General features: G+C 39.3%; 18 protein-coding genes and 1 pseudogene. 12 read left to right on the top strand and 7 right to left on the bottom strand.

What is annotated here, in order from left to right; translation table 11 throughout:
- Positions 1-23: 23 nt before the first annotated feature.
- The 4 genes and pseudogenes from LC115_11400 to LC115_11385 form a co-directional block, all read right to left on the bottom strand.
- Entirely contained in the window at positions 24-1,235 is a 1,212-nt protein-coding gene (locus LC115_11400) for a pyridoxal phosphate-dependent aminotransferase (GenBank protein MCZ2357269.1), read from the bottom strand.
- A gap of 79 nt (positions 1,236-1,314) precedes the next feature.
- A complete protein-coding gene (locus LC115_11395) occupies positions 1,315-2,916 on the bottom strand; it encodes a hypothetical protein (protein ID MCZ2357268.1) in 1,602 nt (533 codons plus the stop codon).
- A 58-nt stretch (positions 2,917-2,974) separates the two neighbouring features.
- Positions 2,975-3,373, bottom strand: a pseudogene (locus LC115_11390) (TlpA family protein disulfide reductase).
- A 353-nt stretch (positions 3,374-3,726) separates the two neighbouring features.
- Positions 3,727-4,386, bottom strand: a complete 660-nt coding sequence (locus tag LC115_11385) for a hypothetical protein (protein MCZ2357267.1) — start codon at positions 4,384-4,386, stop codon at positions 3,727-3,729.
- 239 nt (positions 4,387-4,625) lie between these two features.
- Between LC115_11385 and LC115_11380 the strand changes: the two genes are divergently transcribed.
- The 5 genes from LC115_11380 to LC115_11360 all read left to right on the top strand — a co-directional run bounded on the left by LC115_11380 (position 4,626) and on the right by LC115_11360 (position 13,680).
- The gene (locus LC115_11380) at positions 4,626-6,140 is read left to right on the top strand and encodes a GH3 auxin-responsive promoter family protein (protein ID MCZ2357266.1); all 1,515 of its coding nucleotides are present in this window, start codon (positions 4,626-4,628) and stop codon (positions 6,138-6,140) included.
- Positions 6,121-8,628 (top strand): alanine racemase, encoded by a 2,508-nt coding sequence (alr, locus tag LC115_11375; GenBank protein MCZ2357265.1) that lies wholly within the window; start codon positions 6,121-6,123, stop codon positions 8,626-8,628. Before LC115_11380 ends, alr begins: the two co-directional genes overlap by 20 nt.
- 109 nt (positions 8,629-8,737) lie before the next feature.
- The gene (gene rpoN / locus LC115_11370; protein ID MCZ2357264.1) at positions 8,738-10,228 is read left to right on the top strand and encodes an RNA polymerase factor sigma-54; all 1,491 of its coding nucleotides are present in this window, start codon (positions 8,738-8,740) and stop codon (positions 10,226-10,228) included.
- A gap of 101 nt (positions 10,229-10,329) precedes the next feature.
- On the top strand, positions 10,330-13,230 hold the full coding sequence (locus tag LC115_11365; GenBank protein MCZ2357263.1) for a gliding motility-associated C-terminal domain-containing protein: 2,901 nt from the start codon (positions 10,330-10,332) through the stop codon (positions 13,228-13,230).
- A gap of 33 nt (positions 13,231-13,263) precedes the next feature.
- On the top strand, positions 13,264-13,680 hold the full coding sequence (locus LC115_11360; protein ID MCZ2357262.1) for a nucleoside deaminase: 417 nt from the start codon (positions 13,264-13,266) through the stop codon (positions 13,678-13,680).
- 74 nt (positions 13,681-13,754) lie between these two features.
- Here the strand turns inward: LC115_11360 and LC115_11355 are convergent, their stop codons facing one another.
- Entirely contained in the window at positions 13,755-14,834 is a 1,080-nt protein-coding gene (locus LC115_11355) for an alpha/beta fold hydrolase (protein ID MCZ2357261.1), read from the bottom strand.
- 199 nt (positions 14,835-15,033) lie between these two features.
- Between LC115_11355 and LC115_11350 the strand changes: the two genes are divergently transcribed.
- The 3 genes from LC115_11350 to LC115_11340 all read left to right on the top strand — a co-directional run bounded on the left by LC115_11350 (position 15,034) and on the right by LC115_11340 (position 18,948).
- Complete coding sequence (locus LC115_11350) at positions 15,034-16,572, top strand: YifB family Mg chelatase-like AAA ATPase (GenBank protein MCZ2357260.1); 1,539 nt, start codon at positions 15,034-15,036, stop codon at positions 16,570-16,572.
- Positions 16,573-16,636: 64 nt separating this feature from the next.
- Positions 16,637-18,091: an aminotransferase class I/II-fold pyridoxal phosphate-dependent enzyme gene (locus LC115_11345; GenBank protein ID MCZ2357259.1), complete on the top strand. Its 1,455-nt coding sequence runs from the start codon at positions 16,637-16,639 to the stop codon at positions 18,089-18,091.
- A 194-nt stretch (positions 18,092-18,285) separates the two neighbouring features.
- Positions 18,286-18,948 (top strand): response regulator, encoded by a 663-nt coding sequence (locus LC115_11340; protein ID MCZ2357258.1) that lies wholly within the window; start codon positions 18,286-18,288, stop codon positions 18,946-18,948.
- A gap of 68 nt (positions 18,949-19,016) precedes the next feature.
- Here LC115_11340 and LC115_11335 read toward each other — a convergent pair whose 3' ends face one another.
- Together LC115_11335 and LC115_11330 are read right to left on the bottom strand one after the other, a co-directional pair.
- Positions 19,017-19,256: a GlsB/YeaQ/YmgE family stress response membrane protein gene (locus LC115_11335; GenBank protein ID MCZ2357257.1), complete on the bottom strand. Its 240-nt coding sequence runs from the start codon at positions 19,254-19,256 to the stop codon at positions 19,017-19,019.
- The gene (locus LC115_11330) at positions 19,256-20,830 is read right to left on the bottom strand and encodes an aldehyde dehydrogenase family protein (GenBank protein ID MCZ2357256.1); all 1,575 of its coding nucleotides are present in this window, start codon (positions 20,828-20,830) and stop codon (positions 19,256-19,258) included. Before LC115_11330 ends, LC115_11335 begins: the two co-directional genes overlap by 1 nt.
- A 171-nt stretch (positions 20,831-21,001) precedes the next feature.
- Between LC115_11330 and LC115_11325 the strand changes: the two genes are divergently transcribed.
- From LC115_11325 to LC115_11310, 4 genes are all read left to right on the top strand, one after another.
- Entirely contained in the window at positions 21,002-22,471 is a 1,470-nt protein-coding gene (locus tag LC115_11325) for an aminotransferase class V-fold PLP-dependent enzyme (GenBank protein ID MCZ2357255.1), read from the top strand.
- A 308-nt stretch (positions 22,472-22,779) separates the two neighbouring features.
- Positions 22,780-23,622, top strand: coding sequence for a hypothetical protein (locus LC115_11320; GenBank protein MCZ2357254.1), 843 nt, complete (start codon positions 22,780-22,782; stop codon positions 23,620-23,622).
- 116 nt (positions 23,623-23,738) lie between these two features.
- Positions 23,739-25,109, top strand: a complete 1,371-nt coding sequence (locus LC115_11315) for an MFS transporter (protein MCZ2357253.1) — start codon at positions 23,739-23,741, stop codon at positions 25,107-25,109.
- Positions 25,093-25,449, top strand: coding sequence for a HupE/UreJ family protein (locus tag LC115_11310; GenBank protein ID MCZ2357252.1), 357 nt, complete (start codon positions 25,093-25,095; stop codon positions 25,447-25,449). Before LC115_11315 ends, LC115_11310 begins: the two co-directional genes overlap by 17 nt.
- The last annotated feature ends 15 nt before the right edge of the window (positions 25,450-25,464 follow it).

Here is a 25,464-nt window from a genome sequence, read left to right as displayed (position 1 = left end):
ACTGATTTTAATTTTATTGAACCTTAATGTAGGCGGCTTTGTGCTTGAGCTATTTTCTGAATAGCTTCTGAGAGCATTTCTACAGAGCAAGCGTAGGATAAGCGTATGTGGCTGTTGGTTCCAAATGCTGTTCCGGAAACTACAGCCACGCCGGCCTCCTCTAAAAGAAATTCAGTAAAATCATCCGGATTGGCAATTACTTTTCCGTTTGGAGTTTGTTTTCCAAAAATGGCAGAAATTTCAGGGTAAAAATAAAATGCGCCTTCCGGCTTATTGATAACCCAGTTTGGCAAATTGTTCTTAATCTGCTGTATTCCTGCATCGCGGCGTTTTTTAAATTCGGATACCATTCGGTAAGTTGGCGTTAAATCTGCCGTAATGGCTTCTAAGGCTGCGTATTGAGCGATGATATTGGCTCCGGAGGTTATCTGGCCTTGGTATTTTTCGCATAACTTAGCTATCCAAACAGGAGCAGCCATAAAGCCTATCCGCCACCCAGTCATCGCAAATGCCTTTGAAACACCGCTTATCGTAATGGTTTTTTCCTTCATTCCCTTGATTCCAGCTATGCTGGCAGCCGTTGTGTCATAGGAAATTAAGGAATAAATTTCATCAGAAATCACAAAACAATTCGGATAACGAAGTAGCACTTCGGCTAATCCTTGTAGCTCATTTTGGGAATAGACACAGCCGGTAGGGTTTGAGGGGGAGCTGGTCATAAGTAAGCGGGTCTGGGGAGTGATAGCAGCACTTAGCTGCTCAGGGGTAAGTTTATAGTCATTTTCTACACTGGTTTCTACCATAATTATTTTTCCGCCGGCCATCTTGACCATATCTATGTAAGAAACCCAACAAGGTGTAGGAATAATAACTTCATCGCCTGGGTTTACTAAGGACATGACGGCATTTACCAAAGATTGTTTAGCTCCTGTGGATATAACAACTTCTTGGTCAATGTAATTTGCTCCGGTTAGGTTTGATAACCAGTTAGCTACCGATGTTCTGAGTTCCGGTATTCCGGGAACCGGTGGGTACTTAGTATAGCCTTTTTCTAAGGCAATAACAGCAGCCTGCTTAATATGCTGGGGGGTGTCGAAATCCGGCTCACCTAAGGTTAGGGAAAAAATGGATTTTCCGGCAGCCTTTAGCTCTCTGACTCGGCGCGCCATAGCTAAGGTCTGAGATTCCTCAAAAGCAAACATCCTATCCGCACCACGAAAAGTTACTGTATTCATAGTAAAACAAACTCCACAAAGTTACATATTTTTTGAGCTATGTATCTATTCAGATACTCGACACACAACAGGCTCTTTGTCAGGAATTTTCCTGATATTTTTCTAATTGAGATTTTAATTCATTGATTTCTCGTTCAAACTTACGTATCTCTTCGTCTCTGGTTCTTTTAAATTCTTCTTGTGTGGCAAGCATTTCTTCTGCATTTTGGCGTAGCTCTTCTGTTTGGGCTTGCAGTTGCTCGCTAATATGCTGATATTCTTCTAATAAACGCTTGGTTCTGGAAGTATTTACGATGTTTATCAAGATGGAGCTGATACTTTGGTTACATGCTTTCAGGAATTGGATGGTTTGCTCTGTAGGTTGTTCCATAAAAGAAAGTTCTATTGCCCCTTGCGGGATTCCGTTTTGCTCTAAAGGAACGATAATGATTGCGTATGGAGTTATCGAAACAAGACCCGTAGAAAGTGAGGTATAGTTAGATTTTATATTTGAAAACTCCATAAATTTCAATGATTTAGCTGCCTGACCTATCAAGCCTTCGCCTAATTTGACGGTTTTTGAAAGTTTGTCTCTTTCGCAGGCATAGCCTCCAACTAACTCTAATGTGGTAGATTCATAGGCAGAAATGATGTATAAAATTGCTTGGGCGCAACCTGTTTGCTTTGCCATCTCGGCCATGAGCAGGTCCCCAAACTCTGTTAAATCTTTATTGAAATTTGAACGCAAAAACTCATCTAACTTAACTACATTTATGCGGGTAGAATTTTGCTCTTCAATATACCGCTGCCGAATAGATAATTCTTCGTTTAAAACACGCATCTCTTCTTCAGCTTGCTGTAACTGAAAGTTTTTATCTTCTAAGTTCTTTTTTGTATCTTCTAACCCACTGATTGTTTGGTCTATTGATATTTCAGATTTAGCTAAATTATCTCTCATCATGATTAGCTCGGTGCCTAATATATCATCATTTGAGTACGATGCCGAGTAATTTTTTACGGATATTTGCTTGATAAAATCAATAATTTTATTCAAATTCTCTTGCTTCGTTAAGGCATCTGCTTGGTAAAATAAATCATTTGCTTCAAATGCTTGGATTCTTTTAAAGAGGATAAATACAAACAAGCATATAACGAACAAAATAATAATTTGAAAAATGATGACTCTGCCTGAGAAAGTCAGCTCTTGCTGTGCAAGAGTATTTAAGTCTCCTGATATTTCTTGAATACTCTCGGTGCAGCTTGTTAAAGATTGGTTTAGCTGTGCTTTTTCTTCCAGAAACAGAGTTGATTTATCGGTATTAGAGTCGGCTGGTTCGGAGGCAATTCGCCAAAGATTTTTGACATTTGTCTCATAAGCAGTTAATTGTTCTTTGGTTTTTTTCAGTTTAGTATCAATTTCGGGAGGAAGTATTTCTTCGATAGTAGATATGTTTTGAAAACGCCCTCCGTACTGAAGTGCTTTTAAGAGGGTATTTATTTCGTCAAATATGGGATAAACTTGGTTGGATAAGCTATTCGATTTTTCATTTAGTCTCCATTTTTCAACCTGTAATCCTATTGCAGCAACTCGATATTTTAATTCTTGGGAGACTAATATTCTTTGCTGTTTATCATGCGAGCTATTGAATTTTGCTCTAAAAAAGAAGCTGCCAATTATTGTTGGCACCAGCAATAGTGCCATTAGTATGAATAGGGTTTTATCAGAAAGTTTTTGAAACATATCAAAAATAGATTAGAAGCTATTTAAGTAATTCGGCCAATTTGTTTTCGAGTGCTTGCCCACGCAAGCCTTTGGCGATAAGTTTTCCTTCTTTATCGAGCAAGAACGTTGCAGGAATAGAAGATACACCGTAAAGTTGTGCTGCTGAAGACCGCCAGCCACCCAAGTCACTGACGTGCTTCCAAGTAAGGCCGTCTTGCTCTATGGCACTCTTCCACTTAGCTTTATCTGTATCTAAGCTAACTCCCAGTATCTCAAATCCTTTACTTTTGTATTGATTATACAATTTCACGACATTGGGATTCTCTTTACGGCAAGGACCGCACCAACTTGCCCAAAAGTCTAATAAAACAACCTTTCCTTTTAGCTGTGATAGTTTAATCGTTTGGCCTTCGGTGTCTTTTAAGTCAATTTCCGGTACTATGCCTCCAATTCTAATTTTTAGAAGAGGTGTTATTATCTGCTTTAGCTCTGCAACTTTATATCCGTTAGGAAATTCCTGTACATACTTCTCTCCTACTAATGCAAACAACTCTTGGTTTCCCCGCTCAGATGCTATCAGTAAGGAAAAGTAAAACTGTGCGCGGGATTTTGTTCCGGCAGGAATGTTTTTTACATATCCCATAAATAACTCCAATATCTCTTCGGCAGGAATACCACGTTGCATTAAAAAGGAAGCGAAATAGGTAATCTTTTCCCCAAAAACAGGAATATAGCCCAAGGCTGAATCCGGATAATTTATGTGTGCTATAAATTGTTTTTGAATATAATCTAATTCATCTTTATAGATACTATGCTCTGGCTTGCTATGAAACGGTGGAAAGTAATAGATGCTGGCAAGTGTGCCGATAAATTTTTTTCCTTGAGCTTTACCTCCAAAAAACCGGCCTCCGCCTTTTTTATGGAGTCAATACTTTTGGTAATCACTTCAATTTCCGGATTTAGGGTAGTTTGGTTAGCACTCAATTCCGTAAGTTTTTGATTCAGTGGAGAATATTGGGATTGAAAGGCACTAAGCTGTTTCACAAATGCCTCATATTCTTGATTTAAAGGTGCATTTTGGGTTACAGTACTTTTCATATCTACAGCATCACCGGTTAAAGTTATTTCTTTATCTCCCAGCACCAATATCCGCGTATTTTGCTCAGAAAACCCTACTGAATAGATTCCGGTGCAAGGTATCCGCGCATCCAACTGGATTGTATTTGTGGCTGAATTTACCGGTAAATAGGAAATTGTATTGGCCACCCCTGCAAATAAATCATAAATCCGAAGTGTGTCGTTAGGGATATTTTTTAGCTGGCAATGAATTTTAACAGCAATACCCTTTCCCGCAGGTATTAGATTTACCGTTCCATTTCCAGAAGTTTTGGTGCAACTGATTAAAGTTAAGGACAAAACCAATCCAAAGACCCAACGCTTTTTATTCATGAATTATTTCTTTGTTGCAAAGTTACAATCTGGCAGCAAACTAAATAACAGTTTTTTAACCTTTCGGATTTTTAGGGTTAAATTTGGAAATTTATCCAATTTACCGGTTGCCGTTTGGATGATGAGATAATTTGAGTAAGTACGTTTTATTTCGTCTATAAATTGTAAAATTCAGTTTTTGGGGTCAGTCTTTTTTCCTGTCCCTTGAATATAGCGAAAATAACTATGTTTGCTTAGTTATGCGGATAAAAGAGTGGATTGCACGCCTTTGGGCAGCACAGCGGGTGCGGAGTTTGACCAATATGGGAAAACACGCCCTTGAAATTCAACAGCAACTTTGGAAAGATTTGATAGCTATAGGAAAAAATACACATTTTGGCCAAGAGCATGATTTTAAGAATATTACAAGTATTTCAGATTTCCAAAAACGAGTTCCGGTTTGCAGTTATGAAGATCTTTTACCTTGGATAAACCGCGTCAAAGCCGGCGAGCTAAATGTCTTATGGAAAGGAAAAGCACGTTATTTTGCTAAAACGTCAGGGACTACCGCAGGGGCAAAGTTTTTACCCATCTCCACAGAATCCATTCCCAATCACATTCGAGGGGCACGTGATTTATTGTTGAGCGCAATTTATCATACTGGTTCAGCAGATTTTCTGGGCGGAAAAATGCTGTTTTTATCCGGCTCTCCAGCACTTGAAAAACTTCCCTCCCAAATACCGGTAGGCCGGCTTTCCGGAATTGTGAACCATTGGATACCGGCATACTTAAAAACAAATCAAATCCCAGATTATGCTACTAACTGCATAGAAGGCTGGGAAGAGAAAATACAAACTATCCTAAAACAGGCACTTACGGTTGATTTACGGTTTATTTCCGGTATTCCGCCTTGGGTTTTACAGTTTTTAGACTTAGCGAAGCAAAAAACCGGAAAAACTCCGCTACAACTCTGGCCTAACCTTTCTCTGTATGTGCAAGGCGGAGTGGATTTTCGCCCATACCAACCTATGTTTGATGAATATTTCAATCAAAAGGTAACTATTTTGGAAACTTTTCCTGCTTCTGAAGGCTTTTTTGCTATTCAAGACCAACCTGATAAGCCGGATTTGCTGCTCTTGGCAGATAATGGAATAGCTTACGAATTTATCCCGTTAGCTGAGTATGGAAAGCCGGATGCCCCGCGCCTCTGGTTGGGCGAGGTGAATACACATACACAATATGCAATGATTATCAGTACCAATGCCGGTCTGTGGGCATACGATATTGGAGATACGGTGCGCTTTACGTCCTTAAACCCACCACGAATCCGTGTATCCGGACGGGTAAAACAATTCCTAAGTGCTTTCGGGGAACATATAATCGAAGAGGAAGTTAATACTGCTCTTACACAGGCACTTAATAAAACCCAAAGCAAAATGATAGACTGCACTGTTGCTCCGTTAGTCTTAGAAACCGGCTCTCGCCATGATTGGTTTATAGAATTTGAAAATCCTCCCTTAGATCCAATTTATTTCTTAACAACCCTCGATATTTTGCTTCGAGAGCAAAACCCGTATTATGACGACCTGAGAAAAGGGAATATTTTGCTTTCTCCCAGACTTTTTACGCTAAAATCAGGTGCTTGCAACGAATATATGCGCAGTAAAGGGAGGCTTGGCGGGCAAAATAAATTCAATCGGCTCACAAACTCCCTCGCCATCGCCAGCCAATTAGAAGCCTTCAAAATCAGCTGTTATGATCCAGAAAATATTTGATTTTCAGAAGATTGCTAAATATTTAGAACGTAAGCACGTGGGTAACTGGTATTATTCGGGGAGCAGTGCTTTGTTTAGTGAGATTATCTACGATACCCGTTTGATTACCAGACCACAACAGTCTGTTTTTTGGGCTTTACAAACACTTTTTCGGGACGGGCAGATGTTTGTAGATCAAGCATACCGAGCAGGAGTACGCAATTTTTGCTGCACACAACCGCTAAATTACCCAGATGCCAATTATTTTTTGACCCCCGACCCCTTGCAGACCCTACAAATGTGGGCAGAATACCACCGAAAACAATTTGATATTCCCATTTTGGCTATCACAGGAAGTAATGGAAAAACAATTGTAAAAGAGTGGATAACAGATTTATTGGCTAATTTTCTGAACATTACCAAAAGTCCCCGAAGCTATAACTCTCAGTTAGGAGTACCGCTTTCTTTGTTATTGTTAGATTCCACCTCTGAGATGGGGGTTTTTGAGGCCGGAATTTCTACTACCAAAGAAATGAATCACTTAGCTGCAATGATTCAACCAACAATAGGTATTCTTACTCATTTTGGGGACGCTCATCAGGAAGGATTTCAGCATGAAACCCAAAAGTTACAAGAAAAACTACTGCTTTTTCAGCAAACAAAATTGGTTATCGCATGGAAACAACCTATTTTAATAGAAAACCAAAACTATTTAGAACTTCAAAAATGGGTTTTTATCAGCGATAGCTATCCGGCAGATTGGCAAGTAAAAACACAAATAACTGATAACAAAACCAATATATCGCTGTTATTTAACCAAGAAACATTTTGTTTTTCCATTCCTTTCAATGATTCTGCTGCTATTCAAAATGCAGTTTTAGCCTTTGTTGCGGCTTATTATGTGATACAAGAGCCCGTTATTCAGCCCAAAATATCTATAAATAGCTGGTTATCATTTGCATACCATAAATTGGAAAAACTCACTTCGGTTTCCATGCGTTTAGAGCAGGTTTCTGATAATCCAGAGATTGTAATTCTTAATGATAGTTACAATGCCGATATTGCCTCTCTTTGGAATGCTATCTCTCGGCTACAATATTTTCCCAAGAATGCAAAAAAGATGTTAATATTAACTGATTTTGAGCATCTTGGGGCAGATTCTATCCAAAAACACATAGAATTATTGCAGCAAATACGGCCAATTATTCCTCCCGAAAATTGCCGCTTTATCGGCCCGGTATTTTGCCGAGTTGCCAAAGACTTTCCGGAATTATTGACCTATGAAAGCGTTGAGCAGTTTTCAAAGGTATTAAATTATGAAGACTTTGTAAATAGTGTCTTACTCATAAAAGGAGCGCGGAAATTTGAGTTAGAGCAAATCATTCCTTTTTTGACCCAACGGCCGGCTACGTCTTCATTTCATATTCAGTTACCTTATTTAAGGCAGAATTACCGGATATTTCGCCGCTATGTGTCTCCAAGTGCTCAAATTATGGTGATGCTAAAAGCCGGTGCTTATGGGGCAGGAAGCACCGAGATAGCACAAGCACTTATTTCTGAGGGACTTCAGGCAATTGGCGTAGCTTATCTCAATGAAGCTATCCAGCTTAGATTACAGGGCATCAAAATCCCCATAATGGTTCTTCATTCTGACCCAAATGCGCTGGAATTACTTTGGAAATATGACTTAGAGCCAGCTGTTTGGTCTTTTTCATTATTAAATAAGTTAGTTAAAATCTCCCAAAATCAGCCCAAAGAATTGTCTATTCACATAGAATTTGATACCGGTATGGGGAGGTTAGGGTTTTCGGAATCAGATGTTACGGAAGTCTTGAGTCAGTTACGAATTAGTCCTAAGATTATTCCGGTAGGAATATTTTCTCATTTAGCCGTGGCAGATATTCCTGAAGAAAAACAATTTACGGTTTCCCAAATAGATAGGTTTCAAGCGATTACAGCTTGTTTTTTGCCATATTTTCCGAATATTTTGCGGCATATTGCCAATACTGCTGGGATACTGGCTTTTCCAGAGTCTCATTTTGAGATGGTTCGGTTGGGGTTGGGTTTGTATGGAGTTTCTCCTTTTGCTGATACATCTTTGCTACAGGAGATTGGCAGTCTAAAATCCCGAATTGGCCAGATTCACAAATATCCCAAAGGCACAAGTGTGGGTTACGGCAGAAGTGAGATTTTGGCAAGAGACAGCGTAATCGCCACAGTACCAATCGGATATGCAGATGGCATTCCTCGGTGTTTAGGTAATGGCATTGGTAAAGTGATTGTGCGAGAAACTTTTGCCCCAATTGTGGGTAGAATCTGTATGGATATGTTGATGATTGACGTAACCGATATTTTGGGAATAACAGAAAACGACGAAGTAGTGATATTTGGAAAGCAAGGATCAATATCTCAATCTGTAACAGAAGTAGCTCAGGCAGCAAATACTATTCCCTACGAAATCTTGGCCGGAATTCCGGCCAGAGTGCAACGAATCTATTTATCAGAATGATTTTTTTAAAAAGATTTTTAAGTCATAATCTCGTTTTTTTGTGCAAAACAGTATAGCGGTTTGCAGATTCCCCTAAATTTACGGATATTTGTAAGAAAGCATCATCAATATGAGCAAGATTTCGTTACAGCAACGGCTTTCCCAAAAGCTATCTCCCCAGCAAATTCAGTATATCAAGTTGTTACAAATCCCGACTTCAGAATTATCATCCCGTATTTCGGAAGAGTTGCAGAATAATGAAATGTTTGAATTACCCTCAGACTCCACCCCAGCAGATGACTCCTCCGAAACAAACAATGCTGAAGATTATCCGACTACCCAAGAAAAATCTTCCATAGAGACCAAAAATTCCAACGAAGTAAGCTATGATGAATTAAACCGAGATGATAAAGAATACGACTACAAAACCAAACAGGAATATGACCCCGATGCAGAGCAGTATGAAGCACCAATAGTTGGATATAGTACGCTGTATGACAAACTGTTAGAGCAAGTAGAAATGACCAGCTTTACCGAGACTGAGTATGAAATCGCACTGCAAATTATAGGCAGCATTGATGAAGACGGCTACCTGCGTACAGAAATCACCAAAATAACGGATGATATAGCTTTTTTAAAGGGAATTACTGTTGAAGATAGCGAAGTAGAGCAAGTGCTTCACCAAATCCAGACATTTGACCCGCCGGGCGTTGGAGCCACTACGCTCCAAGAATGTCTCTTACTACAATTAGAACGTATGCCGGAAACCCTTGAAATACACCATGCTAAAAAAGTTATTAGAAACTGCTGGGATGAGTTTTCCAAAAAACATTTCGATAAAATCCAACACAAATTAAACCTTACCAAAGAAGAATACCAAAAAGCTGATACCCGTATCAAAAAACTAAACCCAAAACCGGGCGAATCCCAAGCAAGTGAAAAACATTATCAAATTATACCTGACTTTATCTTGAAAATAAATGATGAAGAAACAGGAAAAAACAAAATCCAGATAGACCTTAACAAAAAAACAACTCCCAACTTAAAATTAAGCAAGCAGTATCAACAGATTCTGAAAGAAAGCCAAGAAAAAGCAAAGAAAGGAGATAAAGCAGCCAAAGAAACGGTGCATTATCTGCAAGAAAAACTTGAATCTGCACGTACTTTTATTGAAGCTATCAAGCAGAGAGGAAGCACACTCACCGAAACTATGAAACAAATTGTGGCTAAGCAAGAAGAATATTTTTTATCCAAAGGAGATATTTCAAAACTTAAACCAATGATTCTCAAAGATATAGCAGAGAATTTAGGAATGGATATTTCTACCGTCAGTAGGGTTGCCAACAGTAAGTATGTTCAAACTGATTGGGGAATTTTACAACTAAAATTCTTTTTTAGTGAAGGAATAAGCACCGAAAGCGGCGAAGAAGTATCCAACCGTGAAATTAAAAACTTAATACAAGAACTAATTAGCTCCGAAGACAAAATAAAGCCCTTTTCAGATGAACGCATTTGTGAATATCTAAACGAAAAAGGCTATAATATTGCCCGAAGAACCGTTGCCAAATACCGTGAACAACTCAACATTCCAGTTGCCCGCCTCCGAAAAGAAACCGCTTAATAGCCTAACTTTCATAACCACATTCCTAATTTTTACAATTTAACTACAAAAAATTGATACGGAGCTAAAAAACTTGTACTTTTACTGCAATTCATAGCAGGATGAAGTATTTCCTTACTTGCTGTATCAGCGTATTACAGTTTTACTGGGGTTACACACAAATACTCATGGTTAATAAACATGACACCATGAGCATAAAACCTGGAGGGTTAGTTTCTGTAAAAGGCGGCGTGTGGAATAAGCCCAACGGCGCTTTCTACAACGCAGGAGAATTTTATATTCAAGATACCGTTCGCAGTGATGGCGGAAATACCTTTTTTCATCAATCGTGGAAGGGTACAACTTACCTAAATGGAGGAAGCCAAGAAATAACCGGAAATTCTGTACCAAAGTTTTACAAATTAAAGCTCATTGGTACTCCAAATTCTATCAAAACGTTGCACCTCAATGCCCAAGTAGAAGATACTCTCACGCTAAATGACCATGAATTTGCTACCCAGCAGTTTACGCTATACTCACTTACCACAAAGCTAAACGCAATCACCCGGACCACCGGCTTTGTAAGCAGTTTAGATACAGGAGCATTGGATAGACGAACAGCCCTAAACGGTAATTATCTGTTTCCGGTTGGTTCAAGTTTAGGAACTTCGCGTTACCGTCCGGTAATTATCACCCCCAACACCAATGGCTTCAACAATTTTGCCGTAAGGATGGCTAATATAGACGCAACACTTGAAACCTTTGACCGAAATATCAAAGATTCCACAATCTGTCAGGTAAATCCACAATATTATCATCGGATATATCATCCTTCAGGAAATGATTCGGCAGATGTTCGTGTGTTTTATGATGCTACCGCCGATGGAGATTTTGAAGGGCTTGCCCATTGGCAACACCAACCTCGTTGGGAAAATATTGCTCCGGTAGTTCAGCTTCCGCCACAAAACGGCTTAACCAGCTATGTTAAAACTAATTGGGCAGACTTTTCCTACAGTCCCTTTGCTTTCATCAACTTAACACCGTTAGCGACCTTAGCTATCCAGCCGGATTCTGTCTGTTTTAAGCAGGCAGTAACCTTAACGGTGCACCCCGGCGGCTTAGGCCAGTATATCCTCATTGACAATGCCAGCGATACGCTGTATGCCGGAGCAGACACAACTTGGACAATAGACACCTTAGCACCAGGTAGGCACGTCTTAACGGTTACTATCGTAAAAACCAATGGCTGTACTTTTACCACAGATTCAGTGGTAGCTATCATTCATCCACTACCTATTGTAGATGCCGGACGAGATACTTTTATTTGTTACGGAGAACAGGTAGTTTTAGGAGGAAACCCAACAGTAAGCGGCGGCAGCGGCAGTTTTATACTTCATTGGAGCCCGGCAAACGCCCTTTCTGATTCTACTATTCCAAACCCGATTGCTAACCCAACCCAAACTACGTTATACACCGTTACCGCTACTGACTTTTATGGCTGTACAAAAACAGATAGCATTTTAGTTATTGTAAATCCAGAAATGTTTGCAGATGCCGGTAGAGATACTACCGTTTGCAGAAAAACTCCGGTTATCTTAGGTGGAAACCCTAGCGGTAGAGGCGGATCAGGAACGTTAGCTTATAGCTGGCAGCCAACTCACGGACTTTCTGACCCATTCAGCCCGAATCCCATTGCTATACCGGATTCTACAACGCAGTATATCATTACAATAACTGATACTACCGGATGCCAAAAGACCGATAGTATAATCGTAACTATATTCCAACTACCCGTAATTGATGCAGGAAACGACACCTTAATTTGCTACGGTAGAGCCGTAATGTTGGGTGGAAACCCTACTGCCCGAGGTGGATCAAGTAACACTTTCCATTATTCATGGACACCAAATACGGCATTATCAGCCCCTAATGACCCTAACCCAATCGCAAACCCCACCCAAACAACAACTTACTACCTAACTGTTACAGACGGTAATTACTGCATCCAAACTGATTCAGTAATAATTTCTATTAATCCACAAATTTCTATTGATGCCGGAAGAGATACCGTTATCTGCTGGAAAGAACCGATTCAACTTGGCGGGCAACCTACTGCATCCGGCGGAAACAATACGTTTACATATCTTTGGGCACCTGCTACCGGCCTTAATGACCCAACATCTTCCAACCCAATTGCCACCCCCGACTCCACTACTCGCTATCTACTCACTATTACAGACGGAATTGGCTGCCCAAAAGTAGATACCGTAGTTGTTACCGTAAAATATCTTGTGGCACCAACAATTTCGATTCAAGGCCCTACCGAGTTTTGTTTTGGAGACTCTGTAATATTAACAAGCTCTTTTGCAGACCATTATATTTGGAATACTGGAGATACTACCCAAAGTATTGTTGTAAGTTCTCCCGGAGTTTATACCGTAACAACCAGCCAATATTGCGGAGATACTGTTTCTGCCCCAACCTTAATTACTGTTTGGAGCAACCCTGAAGCTAACTTCGGCTGGGATAGAGACACCGTTTTTGCACAAGTAGCCGTACAATTCAGAGACAGCAGTTATGCTGATATTACCCGCTGGTTCTGGGACTTTGGAGACGGAAAAGGTCAAAGTTTAGAGCAAAACCCACTTTATACCTATACTGAAGCAGATACATATTCCGTAAGATTGATTGTTCAAAATGAACACGGCTGCGCCGATACCATCATAAAAAGAGTACCAGTCTTAGAGCTTCCTAATTTATGGGTTCCTTCTGCTTTTACGCCTAACGGAGATGGCATCAATGACGACTTTATGGTCGTAGGAACTGGTATTATTGAGTATGAATTAATGGTATTTGACCGTTGGGGAATTCTACTGTACACCAGCACTGATTTATCAAACCGTTGGGATGGCCGCAAAGGGGGAACCGACTGTTCAGAAGGCGTTTATGTTTATCGGATTAAAGCTAAAAATATCCGGGAAAAAGTCTTTAACTTAGTGGGTACGATAACGCTCATTCGCTAAGTAGTGCTTCTTGGAACCAATTTAGAGCTTGGAATGCACTTGGCATTACAGGAAGCCGAGAGAGCCTATTCCATTGGCGAAGTTCCAATTGGGGCTGTTGTTCTTTGTCAGGAAAAAATCATCGGACGCGGGCATAATCTGGTAGAGAAACTATGTGATGCAACCGCCCATGCCGAAATGCAGGCAATAACAGCTGCATCCAATACTCTGAATAGCAAGTATTTGAATGATTGTATTTTGTTTGTTACTATAGAACCTTGCCCGATGTGCGCAGCAGCATTACGGTGGGCGCAGTTAGGAACGTTAGTGTATGGAGCCGCAGAACCCAAAATCGGATTCTCTAAATTTAAACCTGATTTGCTTCATCCGCGTACCCAAATATTTTCCGGTATATTATCAACAGAATCCGCAAACTTAATGCAAGACTTTTTTAAACAAAAAAGAAGATAAAAATAGCTTGTTTTTTATAGCTAATATACTGATAATCAAATTTTTAAAAGTAATTCTTTTTAGTTATTAACTGTCTATTTTGCTAAAAAGTCGTTCAAGAGTTGTGTGATTTTTTGGGTTTCTTTGAGGCAGCCTAAATGCCCCCAATCTGAATCAATATGGGCTACGCTTACTTGCCCCGGACGAATTTTATGAATAATTTCAGCCGCTTCGTCTGCCCAAAAAGGAGGAAATTCTGTATCTGTTTCTATGTTGATGATCAGCAGCGGGCAAGTAATTCTTTGCACCCCCGCTTCATAATTATTTGCGTGCTTAGCTAAGTCAAAAGAGTTAACAGCCTCTAAGATACGTAGATACGAATTTGGGTCTCGGTCTTTAAGTTGTTCTTCTATGCCGGCAGTTAAAAAAGATTGTATAGCAGCAATCCGTTGAGAATGCGCTGTGGCATCGTTCGGGAAGTTATTCCAAATCAGTTTTTTTAAAATCCGGTGTTGAATAAAGTAGATTTTCAGAAACTGCGCCACTATTTTCATCGCGGGGAGTGTTTTTTGCGGGTCATAAAATCCGTTATTGAAAGCGGGATCGGCTGTAATGGTGTTCATAACAGCAAGATGAACGGCTATTCCTTCGGGGGGCATTTTGGGTGCTGCTGCTATAGCTACAGCTTTTTTTACAAACTTAGGATATAAGGCTGCCATCTCTAAGGTTTGTAACCCGCCCGTTGAAGGGCCAATCATAAGTTCTAACTCATTGACACCAAGCTCTTCCAAAAATAATTTATGAAACCGAACAGTGTCTGTTAGGGTTATGGTGGGAAAACTTCCTTGATAAGGTTTGCCCGTTTGGGGGTTGATTGAAGTAGGGCCACAGGTGCCAAACATACTCCCCAGAAAATTCGCAGAGATTACCCAAAAATGGTTCGTATTAATCACTTTATTGGGGCCAATTAAGCTATCCCAATGTCTGGGCATGAGGTCTTCGGGAGCAGGATTTCCGGCAATGCGGTGGTCTTGTAATCCACCATGCGTAACCAAAATAGCTGGTTTTCCGGGTGTGCCGTAAGCCTCATAAGCTACCTCCGGCGTTACCAGCCTAAATCCAGATTCCGTTATAAAGTCATTTTTTAAACAAATTTTCCGCCTCTCAATAATCATAACAGTCTATAAAAGTACCACAAATAAGCTATGAAAGTTTTTTTCTAAAACAGCTATTTTTTTAGCTCATTCATAAAAAAATGAAGCCCTTGATTATCAATTAATTATTTTTAGTTAATTTAATTTGGTAGTTAGTTTTGTGTCTTAAAATTTCGCTGAAAGCCAAAATTTGTGGTTATTTTTGCCATACTTTGGCTTCATGTTAGTTAAAACATATAGTAGTGCTGTGTACGGGGTGAATGCCTGCACAATTACCATTGAGGTAAATTTAGGGGGTATGTTTGGCTACTCGATTGTTGGCCTGCCGGATAACGCCGTTAAGGAAAGCCGCGACAGGGTAGAAACAGCCATAAAAAACAACAAATTTGATTTTCCTCGTCAAAAAATCATCCTAAATTTAGCTCCGGCAGATATTCGTAAAGAAGGTTCTGCTTTTGACTTACCCATAGCTATTGGAATCTTGGCAGCCTCCGGCCAAGTAGAATGCCCGGAATTAGATAGATATATTTTATTAGGTGAACTTTCTTTGGACGGTTCTTTGCAACCTGTACGAGGTGCGCTACCCATTGCCATTCAAGCAAGAAAAGAAGGGTTTAAAGGAATATTACTCCCAACCAGTAATGCTGATGAAGCTGCTATCGTAAATAACCTGATGGTAATCCCAATTCAAAATTTATCGGAAGCTGTTGATTTCTTAAACCAAAAATTACAGATTGCACCTAAGGTAATATCCACCCGTGATGTTTATGCAGAAGATTCCAATAGATATTCCCATGATTTTATGGATGTTCGGGGACAAACGAATGTCAAACGCGCTTTGGAAGTTGCTGCCGCCGGCGGGCACAATATTTTGATGATAGGCCCGCCGGGGTCAGGAAAAACATTACTTGCCCGCAGGCTTCCGACCATACTGCCTCCCATGACTTTACACGAAGCCTTAGAGGCTACTAAAATTCATTCTGTTGCCGGAAAATTGAACAAAACAATTGGCTTATTACATGAACGGCCTTTTCGGGCACCGCACCATACAATCAGCGATGTAGCCTTAGTAGGGGGCGGAAATCATCCGCAGCCCGGAGAAATTTCCTTAGCCCATAACGGCGTACTATTCTTAGACGAACTGCCTGAATTTAAACGCTCTGTGTTAGAAGTGCTTCGGCAACCCTTAGAAGAACGTATGGTTACAATATCCAGAGCTAAATTTTCCATTGAATATCCGGCAAATTTTATGTTTGTGGCCAGCATGAACCCTTGCCCTTGCGGCTATTACAACCATCCTGAAAAAGAATGTGTTTGCGGCCCTGCTGTTATTCAACGATATATGGGGAAAATATCCGGCCCGTTATTAGACAGAATAGACATTCACATAGAAGTAACCCCCGTTCCTTTTGAAGACCTTACGACAGCTTCTTCCGGTGAAGGAAGTGCCACTATTCGTGAACGGGTGATTCACGCCCGAAACCAACAAACGCAACGCTTTGTTAATACCTCAAATATCTATTCTAATGCCATGATGCCGCCACAAGCCGTTCGGGAAATATGCCAGTTAGATAAACCCAGCGAACTACTTTTAAAAACAGCCATGAAACGGCTTAACCTCTCTGCCAGAGCCTATGACCGCATCCTAAAAGTAGCCAGAACAATTGCAGACCTAAGCGAAAGCGTACCAATCCGTGTAGAACATATTGCCGAAGCTATCCAATACCGCAACTTAGACCGCGAAAATTGGGCAGGATGAAAATCATAACTAATTTATTGCAAATAACTTAAAAAATAATTATAACCTTAAACCCTGATTTAAGATGAACTCTTTGTTAAAAAAAATTAAAGCCCAAAAACAAATAGCGGATGAGTTAGATATAAAGCTATCCGGTAGAAAGCATTTGATGAAATTGGTAAATAACTTTGCCAATCAATATATTCGTGAGCTTCCCGAAGCGAAATCCTATCTAAGCAAAAAGGTAAAAACGCAGTTACTAACGATCAAAGACGAAACAAAAACGATTGACCAGATATTACATATTTTTAAAGAGGAAGTTACCGAAAACGGAATACGGGCTGCATCCGGCGGGCATATTGGCTATATCCCGGGTGGTGGCATATATGCCTCTGCTTTAGCGGATTTTTTAGCTGCCGTTTCCAATGAATATGCCGGCGTTTTTCATGCTTCACCCGGCGCAGCATCCATAGAAAATGAAGTTATCAATTGGTTAAAGAAAACATTTTCATATCCCGAAACAGCAGTTGGTAACTTAGCTTCCGGTGGCTCTATTTCCAATTTAATTGCACTAACGGCAGCAAGAGATAAACATCAAGTTAAAAATGAAAAAATCACCAAGAGCGTTATTTATCTCAGTACACAAGCTCATCATTGCATCCAAAAAGCATTACGAATCATTGGCTTAGAGGATGTTATCATCCGTTACGTGCCCTTAGATAAGCGTTACAGGATAGACGTATCTGCATTAGAAACGCTCATTCAAAATGATATTGAAAAAGAATTATATCCTTTTTTGGTTATTGCTTCTGCCGGTACTACAGACGTAGGTGCAGTTGATCCTTTGGATAAAATTGCCACAATTGCCACGAAATACAACCTTTGGTTTCATGTTGATGCTGCTTATGGCGGCTTTTTTGTTTTAACATCCAGAAAAGATATTCTTAAAGGCATTGAAAAATCAGATTCTCTGGTTGTTGACCCCCACAAAGGATTGTTTCTTCCCTATGGCTTGGGTGCAGTACTTTTAAAAGATGCTAAGGCGGTTCTTCATTCCAATAATTATTCTGCAAATTATATGCAGGACGTAATCTCCGATGATTTGGTAAAAAGTCCTGCTCATGTATCACCCGAACTTACCAAACATTTTAGGGGATTACGCCTTTGGCTGCCGCTACAACTGCATGGAATAAAGCCATTTATCGCCTGCTTAGAAGAAAAGTTATTACTAACGGAATATTTTAGAAAAAATCTAAAAAAAATGGGCTTCAGTATTGGCCCGAAACCCGACTTATCTGTAAGCTATTTTTGGTATCCTTTCAGCCAAAATGAAAATGAATTTAACAAAAGGCTTATGCATCACATACACCAAGAAGGAACTGTATTTTTGAGTTCAACGTCATTAGACGGTAAATTTGTAATCAGGATGGCTATTCTATCGTTCAGAACCCAAAAATCAACCATTGATAAGGGGCTAAAAATGATACAATCTTGCTTTCAAAAAACAGTTAAGGAGTTTAAAAAATCAGCAAAATCTTAAACTATACAGAAAAATAGTAGCCTATTTTCGCTAATGGTATCTTTTCAAAAAAGAAGTAGTTTTATCAGTTTTAGCCTTTGGGGTTATTCACATTGTACAAACTTAGTTAATGCGTTTATTTTGGAAAAAACCTAAGATAAAAACAGAATTATCCTGCTTGTTTGCGTTTAACTTTGCTGCAATTGTTATGACGTATGCCGGAATCTAAAAAAACATCTATTTTTATTGTTGAAGACAATGAAGCTTGGGCAGCTACTTTAATGGCCAAGTTAGGAACTACTGCTTACACACTCAACCATTATATGTCTGGTGAGCTTTGTATAGAAAATATTCAGCTAAAGCCGGATATTATTATCCTTGACTATAACTTACTGGGAGAAATGACGGGCTTAGATACTTTGAAGGAAATCAAGAAAGTGCATCCAAGCAGCTATGTAGTGATGTTTTCTGCCCAAGAAGAAGTTAAAATAGCCTTAGAAATTCTTGAAAATGGTGCCTATGACTATGTAGTTAAGGGAGACAATGCCGTTTTAAGGGTTAAAAATATCATTAAAAACATCTTAGATGGCGAAAGACTCCGTGCCGATTATGTAGAAGTACATATTAAACTAAAACGCTTTCAGGCAGCCTTAATCGGTTTAATTGCTTTGATATTCATTATTTCTGGTATTATTTATTTTAGGACGTGCCCTAACTCTCGTGTTATTAAAGCCGATCCGTTTGGAATATTGGGAACAGGAAGTTGCTCTGAAGAAGAGGAGTTCGGTTCAAAGCCAAATAGTTCACAGCAGACACCGGCCACTAATCCCAGCCAAGACACTACTCATATACAAATGGATTCTACCCAATCAAAATAACACCCTAATACACAGAGTATTAAAAATTTTATCGGCAGACTAATCATCTGCCGATAAAATTTTTAGTTTTACCGGAACTTTCTTGCGAAATACAGCAAAATAAGTGCTCCTACTACGCAGGTAATTACAGTTCCAATGATGCTAGTAGGGCTGAAACCGATAAGACTAAAAGCAAGCCCCCCGATAAACCCTCCGGCAATACCGATGACCACGTTACCAATGAGGCCAAACCCGCGCCCTTTACTAATCTTTCCGGCTAACCAGCCGGAAAGCCCGCCAATAATAATCCAACTTAATAGTGTAAACATTACTGTATCTTTTCTTTTGAACCAACTTTTTCTAACTTTAACCCAACTAAGCCAAATTTAATCCACTTTCTGGGGCGTGCAAATAACGAATCAATAACTTCACCAAGCATTTTATATTTTGTGGTGGTAAAGGGATACCAATGCGGCTCAATAATATCTGATTGTTTATCAATGATTATTGACTTACTGTTACAGAAAGTGGTTAAGCCGTGTGCACCTTTATAGCGGCCGAATCCGCTGTCTTTTACCCCTCCAAAAGGTAAAGCCGGGTTTCCTTCGGTAAGCATGTGGCTGTTAATGGATACGTTACCACATTTTATTTTTCGGGCTACGCGGATAGCTCGGTCTATATCTTTTGACCAAACAGATCCGCCTAAGCCATACGGAGAATCATTGGCCAATCGGAGAGCTTCTTCTTCGGTACGAAACTTCATAACAGGAAGAACCGGCCCAAAGGTTTCTTCGGTCATTATAAGCATTTCATGGGACACATTAACCAAAACAGTTGGTGGAAAATGTTTCGTTCCGGGTTCACGGCGGCCTCCTGTTAATATTCGAGCTCCTTTTTGAACAGCATCTGTTAAATGACGCTCTATTATCTGGCATTGGAACTCTGTGGTCATAGACCCTACATCGCAATCTTCAGGAGATTGGTAATTTCTATCAGGTGAGGAAACACGGAGCTTTTGTACCTTACTTACCAAGGTTTCTACGAATTTATCAAAGATAGATTCGTGCACATATAGTCGCTCTAAGGAAGTACAAGATTGGCCGCAGCCGGTAAAACTACCCCACATCACACCATTTACGGTTCTTTCTATATGAACGTCCTCAAAAACAATACTGGGATCTTTGCCGCCTAATTCTAAATCTACCGGAATGAGCTGTTTGGCAGCTGCTTCCATGATTTTTTTACCACTGGCAACGCTTCCCGTAAAGTGAATTTTATCCGGCTTAGATTCTATTAGTTTTGCACCAACCTCTTTTCCGCCATACACAACTTGAATAGCATCTTTGAGAAAACCGCTTCCTTGTAAAATATCTTCTAAAACACCTTTCATAGGTGTAACTTCGGAGGGTTTAAAAATAACTGCATTTCCTGCTAAAAACGCTAATAATGAAGGTACTATGCCCTGATAAAAAGGATAATTCCAGGGAGCTATTACTAAAATAACACCTAATGGCTCGTAAAAAATTTTGGATTTTTTACCCATTAATACCAGCGGGGTTTCTACTGATTGGTCTTGTAAGATTTTAGGAGTTACCTTTTGGTAATGGTCAATCACATCTAAGACTTCAAATAATTCGCTGGCCAATGCGTCAAAACGAGCTTTTCCGGTTTCTTCAACGATTCGGGTGATGATTTTTTCCCGATTCGCAATGATGTAATTATTGACTTTCATCATCTCGGCAATTCGCTGCTCAATGCTAAGTTCTTGAACTTGGCGTTGAATCTTACGTGCACGCTCAAAGGACTCTTCAATGGTATGCCAACTTGCTTCTTCTACACTGTATAACAAAGCGTTATTAATGGGATTACGAACCTCTAAGGTGCCGATAGTGCTTGTTTCCATATCTAATAGTATCAGGCAAAAGTAGCTAACTTTGGGAATATTTAAAATTAAAATACGTTCAGTATCCTGTCTTAGAGTTAGAATGGTAAAAGTAGTTATGGTTCAACGAGGAGAATTAACCTTATTTTTTTCTTTTTTGCAAAAAAAGTCAAAGTTTTATAGTTTTATACGGTGAATTTAGAATTATACTTTTCCAGGTTTCGCGAAAATATTGTCGGGATTAACCAGACATTCCTATCGCCGTATGGTGAACAAAGACTTCTTTATGCAGACTGGACAGCCAGCGGGCGGCTCTATCTTCCCATAGAAATAAAAATGCTCGAAGCCTTTGGCCCGTTTGTAGGTAATACTCATTCAGAATCTACAATCACCGGCGGATTAATGACACACGCCTACCACCACGCGCACGCAATAATCAAAAAACACGTTCATGCCAATGAAAATGACGCACTTCTATTCGTTGGCTCAGGAATGACTGCAGCAATCAATAAATTCCAGCGCATACTCGGCCTAAAAATTCCAGATAAATATAAATCTACGGTTGAAGTTTTAAAGGAAGAACGCCCCATCGTGTTTGTAACACACATGGAGCACCATTCTAACCAAACAACGTGGTATGAAACCATTGCCGATGTATATATCATTCAGCCAACTATTGAGGGAAAAGTTGATTGTAATGATCTTCGTCGTGCATTACAGCAATATAAAGGCCGAACGGTAAAGATTGGTTCTTTCTCCGCCTGCTCTAACGTTACAGGAGTTGAAACGCCGTATCATGAACTCGCCGCCATTATGCATGAGCATAACGGCATTGCTATTGTAGATTTCGCTGCTTGTGCGCCATACGTTTCAATTGATATGCACCCAAATGATGAAAAGCAAAAACTGGATGCTATTCTTTTTTCTCCCCATAAGTTTTTAGGCGGCCCTGGAACGCCGGGTGTTTTATTATTTGACAAAAATCTATACCACCTTGAATCCCCTGACCAGCCGGGTGGTGGAACTGTACTCTGGACAAACCCGTGGGGAAAACACCGCTTCTCACCCGATATTGAAGTGCGCGAAGACGGCGGAACCCCCGGATTCCTCCAGGCAATAAAAGCATCACTTGTGATTCAGCTAAAAGAAGAGATGCAAACAGAACTAATCCGCAAACGTGAAGAAGAACTACTTGCACTAACATTTGAACGCCTCCGCGCTATCCCGCATCTACATATTCTTGCAGAACAAGCCCACGAGCGACTTACAATGTTTTCTTTCTACTTTGAACACATTCATTACAATCTCGTTGTAAAATTGTTAAATGACCGTTTCGGTATCCAATCTCGTGGCGGATGCTCATGCGCAGGAACGTATGGACATTATCTGCTGCTTGTAGATGAACAACATTCGCAAACAATTACCAACAAAATTGACTCCGGAGACCTTTCGGATAAACCGGGCTGGATACGCATTTCTCTACATCCCACTACAACAAACAAAGAAGTTGAATCTATACTCGATGCACTGCGGCAAATTGACCACAATATTGACACGTGGAAAAATGATTATATCTACAATAACCACACAAACGAATATTACCATAAAAACGAAAACGGATACCTTGTTCAAACAGCAGAAAAATGGTTTAAAAAAATATAAAGAAAGAATTTGGTTACCAATCCCTCATTGCCAACGCTTTGCAAAAGCAAAAGAGCTAATTTTCCCAACCCTTCTCTAATTTCACTTTCTGTGCAGATACACTGCACAGGAAAACACCCATGAAAACCAAGCAATTAATTACATTAAATTTTTTAATCTATAATTTCTATCGCTAATCATATTGATAATTCGTTATTTAGCACTCAGAAATAAAATTTTAATGATTCTTCTACCGTCTGACCAGCCTTGGAATAGCATTTGCCCTTTCTTTGGGAACGAACCAGATAATTCCCTATGCTTATTCAACAATGCTAAAAATTAAGTTATTTTTAAAATTAATACTAGTTTTTAATGTAATTATCATAGCACTAAGCTACAACATATTTAAAAACCCTGATTTTCTTATCCCTGATAATGTTGGATTTGTAGAAAAATTTGATGCTGAATTGTTTCATAAAATAAAAAGTATGGATCAACTCAATAATTATGTAAACTCAGAAGCTAAAAAGAAAAATATTTCTATAAAAAGTTTAGACTTTTTAAATCTTATGTCTGACGTAGTTGAAAGAAGATTTTATTACGATGGATATGCATTTTATAATATAAATGACAATATAATACTTTATTATTTAGGTAAATATATTTGGACAGACTTAGCCGCTATTGTAATACCGGATGATATTCTAAAAAAAGATCATGCTGCATGTAGCCAGCAATCACTTGTGCTTATGGAGTTAGCTAAGATAAATGGTTTTTCTTATCGAAAAATAGGTTTAACAAGACATTTTACATTAGAAATTAACCTAAACAATGAATGGTATTTCTTTGACCCTACTTTTGAAGTAAATTTTAATCCTAAACGGAATTCAATAAATTATTTTCTTCATAATAAAGAATATTTATATGCTTCTTACGAGCATATTATGAATAAAGAATCCGTTGATTGGAGATTTAAAAATATATCCTATGGAAAAGTAAATGCTATTGAAGGTATTAAAATGTATTTTCTTCATAAAATCATAAGCTTTTATGTTGATAATTTAACTTATATTACTTTGTTGATTTTATTATTAGAGATTATACTCAGAAGGATTTTTACAGAAAAACCACAAAAAAATATAACTGAAAATCAACAAGTCAAAACCTTGTAAGGTTTTGTTCATAACGTCTAATGGCTCTTTGCATCAGCAGTAATACTGAAACGCTCCCACTAGGCAATACCCTAAACCATTGTACGAACTTAGGATTCTATATGTAACTTTGGGCAATGGAATCGCTACCTAAATACGGCCAAGTTGCTTATGCTATTGGGCAGCTTGGCTGGAGTACACTTATCAATATTTTAGGATTACAATTAGTCTATTTTTACCTACCTCCGGAAGAGGCTAAGATGACTGCATTAATAACGCAACAGAAGTTCTTTATTATTCTGAATGCTATTACGCTGATAGCTTCGGGGGGGCGGCTCATAGAGTTTTTTACAGACCCTTACATTGCCGGAAAGAGTGACACCTTTAGCAGCAAGTTTGGCCGCCGGATTCCGTTTATGGCTATTGGCTGCTTGCCCAGCGCACTATTTTGCTGCCTGATGTTTTGGCCGCCGGATAGCTCTCCCACTACCACTAATCTGGTTTGGATAATTGTAATGCAGTTACTCTTTTACGTAAGTTTTTCTTTTTATGTGATGCCCCATAACGCTTTATTGATAGAACTTGGCCATAATGAGCACGAAAGATTAAATTTATCTACTTGGATTTCTCTAACGTATGCTTTGGGAATAGTAGCGGCTGCTGCCGGCACAAGCCTATGGGAACCTATTATGAATCAATTTAATGTGCCTAAAACTACTGCTATTCAATATTCTGTGTGCATCATTGCAGCTTTTGCTTTTTTATGTATGCTCGTGCCTGTGTTTGTGATAAATGAGAAAAAATATACCATCAGCAACCCCAGTAACCAACCCATTTTTGAGTCATTAAAACGTACTTTCCGAAATCCGTTATTTCGGATTTTCTTATTATCAGATGCCGCTTATTGGATGGGTTTAACAATCATTGAAACCGGTTTGGTTTATTATGTAACTGTTTTATTGCATTTACCGGAAAGCATTATTTTTCCAATGCTGACCGGTATGATTGTAACTTCGTTTTTGTTGTATCCGGTTGTGAATATGCTGGCAAGGCGTTTTAGCCGAAAATCGCTTATTTTAACAGCCTTTTTGGTATTTGCAGGATTATTTTGTCTAATATGCGGCTTAGGCTATTATCCATTGCCACAGGTGGTGCAAGGAATGATTGTGATGGTATTGGCGGGCTTTCCGGTTGCTTTTTTGGGAATATTACCGAATACTATTTTAGCAGACATCGCGGAGTTGGATACCTTAGAGACAGGAAATAGTGCCGAAGGAATGTATTTTGCCGCCAGAACAATGCTGATGAAGTTAGCCCAAACTGGCGGTATCATCGTTTTTGCTGCATTACTAACCTTAGGAAAAGATGCTTCAAATAGTATCGGAATTAGACTAACCGGCGTAGCCGGCTTTTTGATGTGTGCCATAGCTTATTGGATTTTCAGGTTTTATAATGAAAGAAAGATTTCTGAGAAAATAAATAAACTGCGAAATGTGGGCAGAGTTTAACTTTTTTTTGCAATTAGGTTTCACACATATTGCTGACTGGGCAGGGAGAGACCATATTCTGTTTTTGTTGGTTTTGGCCGGCAACTATTTTGGGTATCAATGGCGTTCGTGGCTACCTGTTATTTCAGCTTTTACAGTTGCTCACAGCATTACCTTGATTCTAAGCGTTTATGAAATCATACAACTTTCAAGCCGGTTAATCGAAATTGCTATCGCCGGAACAATATTATTTACCGCTGTAGAAAACATTTTGGTACGCAAGTTTATCCCGAGAACTTTCAGTGCAAGTCTTTTTCCTGACTTCATCAATAGGACACCCAAAAGTTCAAAACAGTGCTAATAGCCATTTTTGTTC

The organism is Bacteroidia bacterium, assembly GCA_026932145.1.
Classification (GTDB): domain Bacteria; phylum Bacteroidota; class Bacteroidia; order J057; family JAIXKT01; genus JAIXKT01.
Note: the sequence above shows the minus strand (reverse complement) of the source record. Positions and strands in the feature narration are given on the sequence as shown.

What these genes read in the sequence shown, in the direction of transcription:
- LC115_11400 (MCZ2357269.1), bottom strand. Translation starts at nt 1,235, where the DNA reads ATGAATACAGTAACTTTTCGTGGTGCGGATAGGATGTTTGCTTTTGAG.
- LC115_11395 (MCZ2357268.1), bottom strand. Translation starts at nt 2,916, where the DNA reads ATGGCACTATTGCTGGTGCCAACAATAATTGGCAGCTTCTTTTTTAGA.
- LC115_11385 (MCZ2357267.1), bottom strand. Translation starts at nt 4,386, where the DNA reads ATGAATAAAAAGCGTTGGGTCTTTGGATTGGTTTTGTCCTTAACTTTA.
- LC115_11380 (MCZ2357266.1), top strand. Translation starts at nt 4,626, where the DNA reads ATGCGGATAAAAGAGTGGATTGCACGCCTTTGGGCAGCACAGCGGGTG.
- alr (MCZ2357265.1), top strand. Translation starts at nt 6,121, where the DNA reads ATGATCCAGAAAATATTTGATTTTCAGAAGATTGCTAAATATTTAGAA.
- rpoN (MCZ2357264.1), top strand. Translation starts at nt 8,738, where the DNA reads ATGAGCAAGATTTCGTTACAGCAACGGCTTTCCCAAAAGCTATCTCCC.
- LC115_11365 (MCZ2357263.1), top strand. Translation starts at nt 10,330, where the DNA reads ATGAAGTATTTCCTTACTTGCTGTATCAGCGTATTACAGTTTTACTGG.
- LC115_11360 (MCZ2357262.1), top strand. Translation starts at nt 13,264, where the DNA reads ATGCACTTGGCATTACAGGAAGCCGAGAGAGCCTATTCCATTGGCGAA.
- LC115_11355 (MCZ2357261.1), bottom strand. Translation starts at nt 14,834, where the DNA reads ATGATTATTGAGAGGCGGAAAATTTGTTTAAAAAATGACTTTATAACG.
- LC115_11350 (MCZ2357260.1), top strand. Translation starts at nt 15,034, where the DNA reads ATGTTAGTTAAAACATATAGTAGTGCTGTGTACGGGGTGAATGCCTGC.
- LC115_11345 (MCZ2357259.1), top strand. Translation starts at nt 16,637, where the DNA reads ATGAACTCTTTGTTAAAAAAAATTAAAGCCCAAAAACAAATAGCGGAT.
- LC115_11340 (MCZ2357258.1), top strand. Translation starts at nt 18,286, where the DNA reads ATGCCGGAATCTAAAAAAACATCTATTTTTATTGTTGAAGACAATGAA.
- LC115_11335 (MCZ2357257.1), bottom strand. Translation starts at nt 19,256, where the DNA reads ATGTTTACACTATTAAGTTGGATTATTATTGGCGGGCTTTCCGGCTGG.
- LC115_11330 (MCZ2357256.1), bottom strand. Translation starts at nt 20,830, where the DNA reads ATGGAAACAAGCACTATCGGCACCTTAGAGGTTCGTAATCCCATTAAT.
- LC115_11320 (MCZ2357254.1), top strand. Translation starts at nt 22,780, where the DNA reads ATGCTAAAAATTAAGTTATTTTTAAAATTAATACTAGTTTTTAATGTA.
- LC115_11315 (MCZ2357253.1), top strand. Translation starts at nt 23,739, where the DNA reads ATGGAATCGCTACCTAAATACGGCCAAGTTGCTTATGCTATTGGGCAG.
- LC115_11310 (MCZ2357252.1), top strand. Translation starts at nt 25,093, where the DNA reads ATGTGGGCAGAGTTTAACTTTTTTTTGCAATTAGGTTTCACACATATT.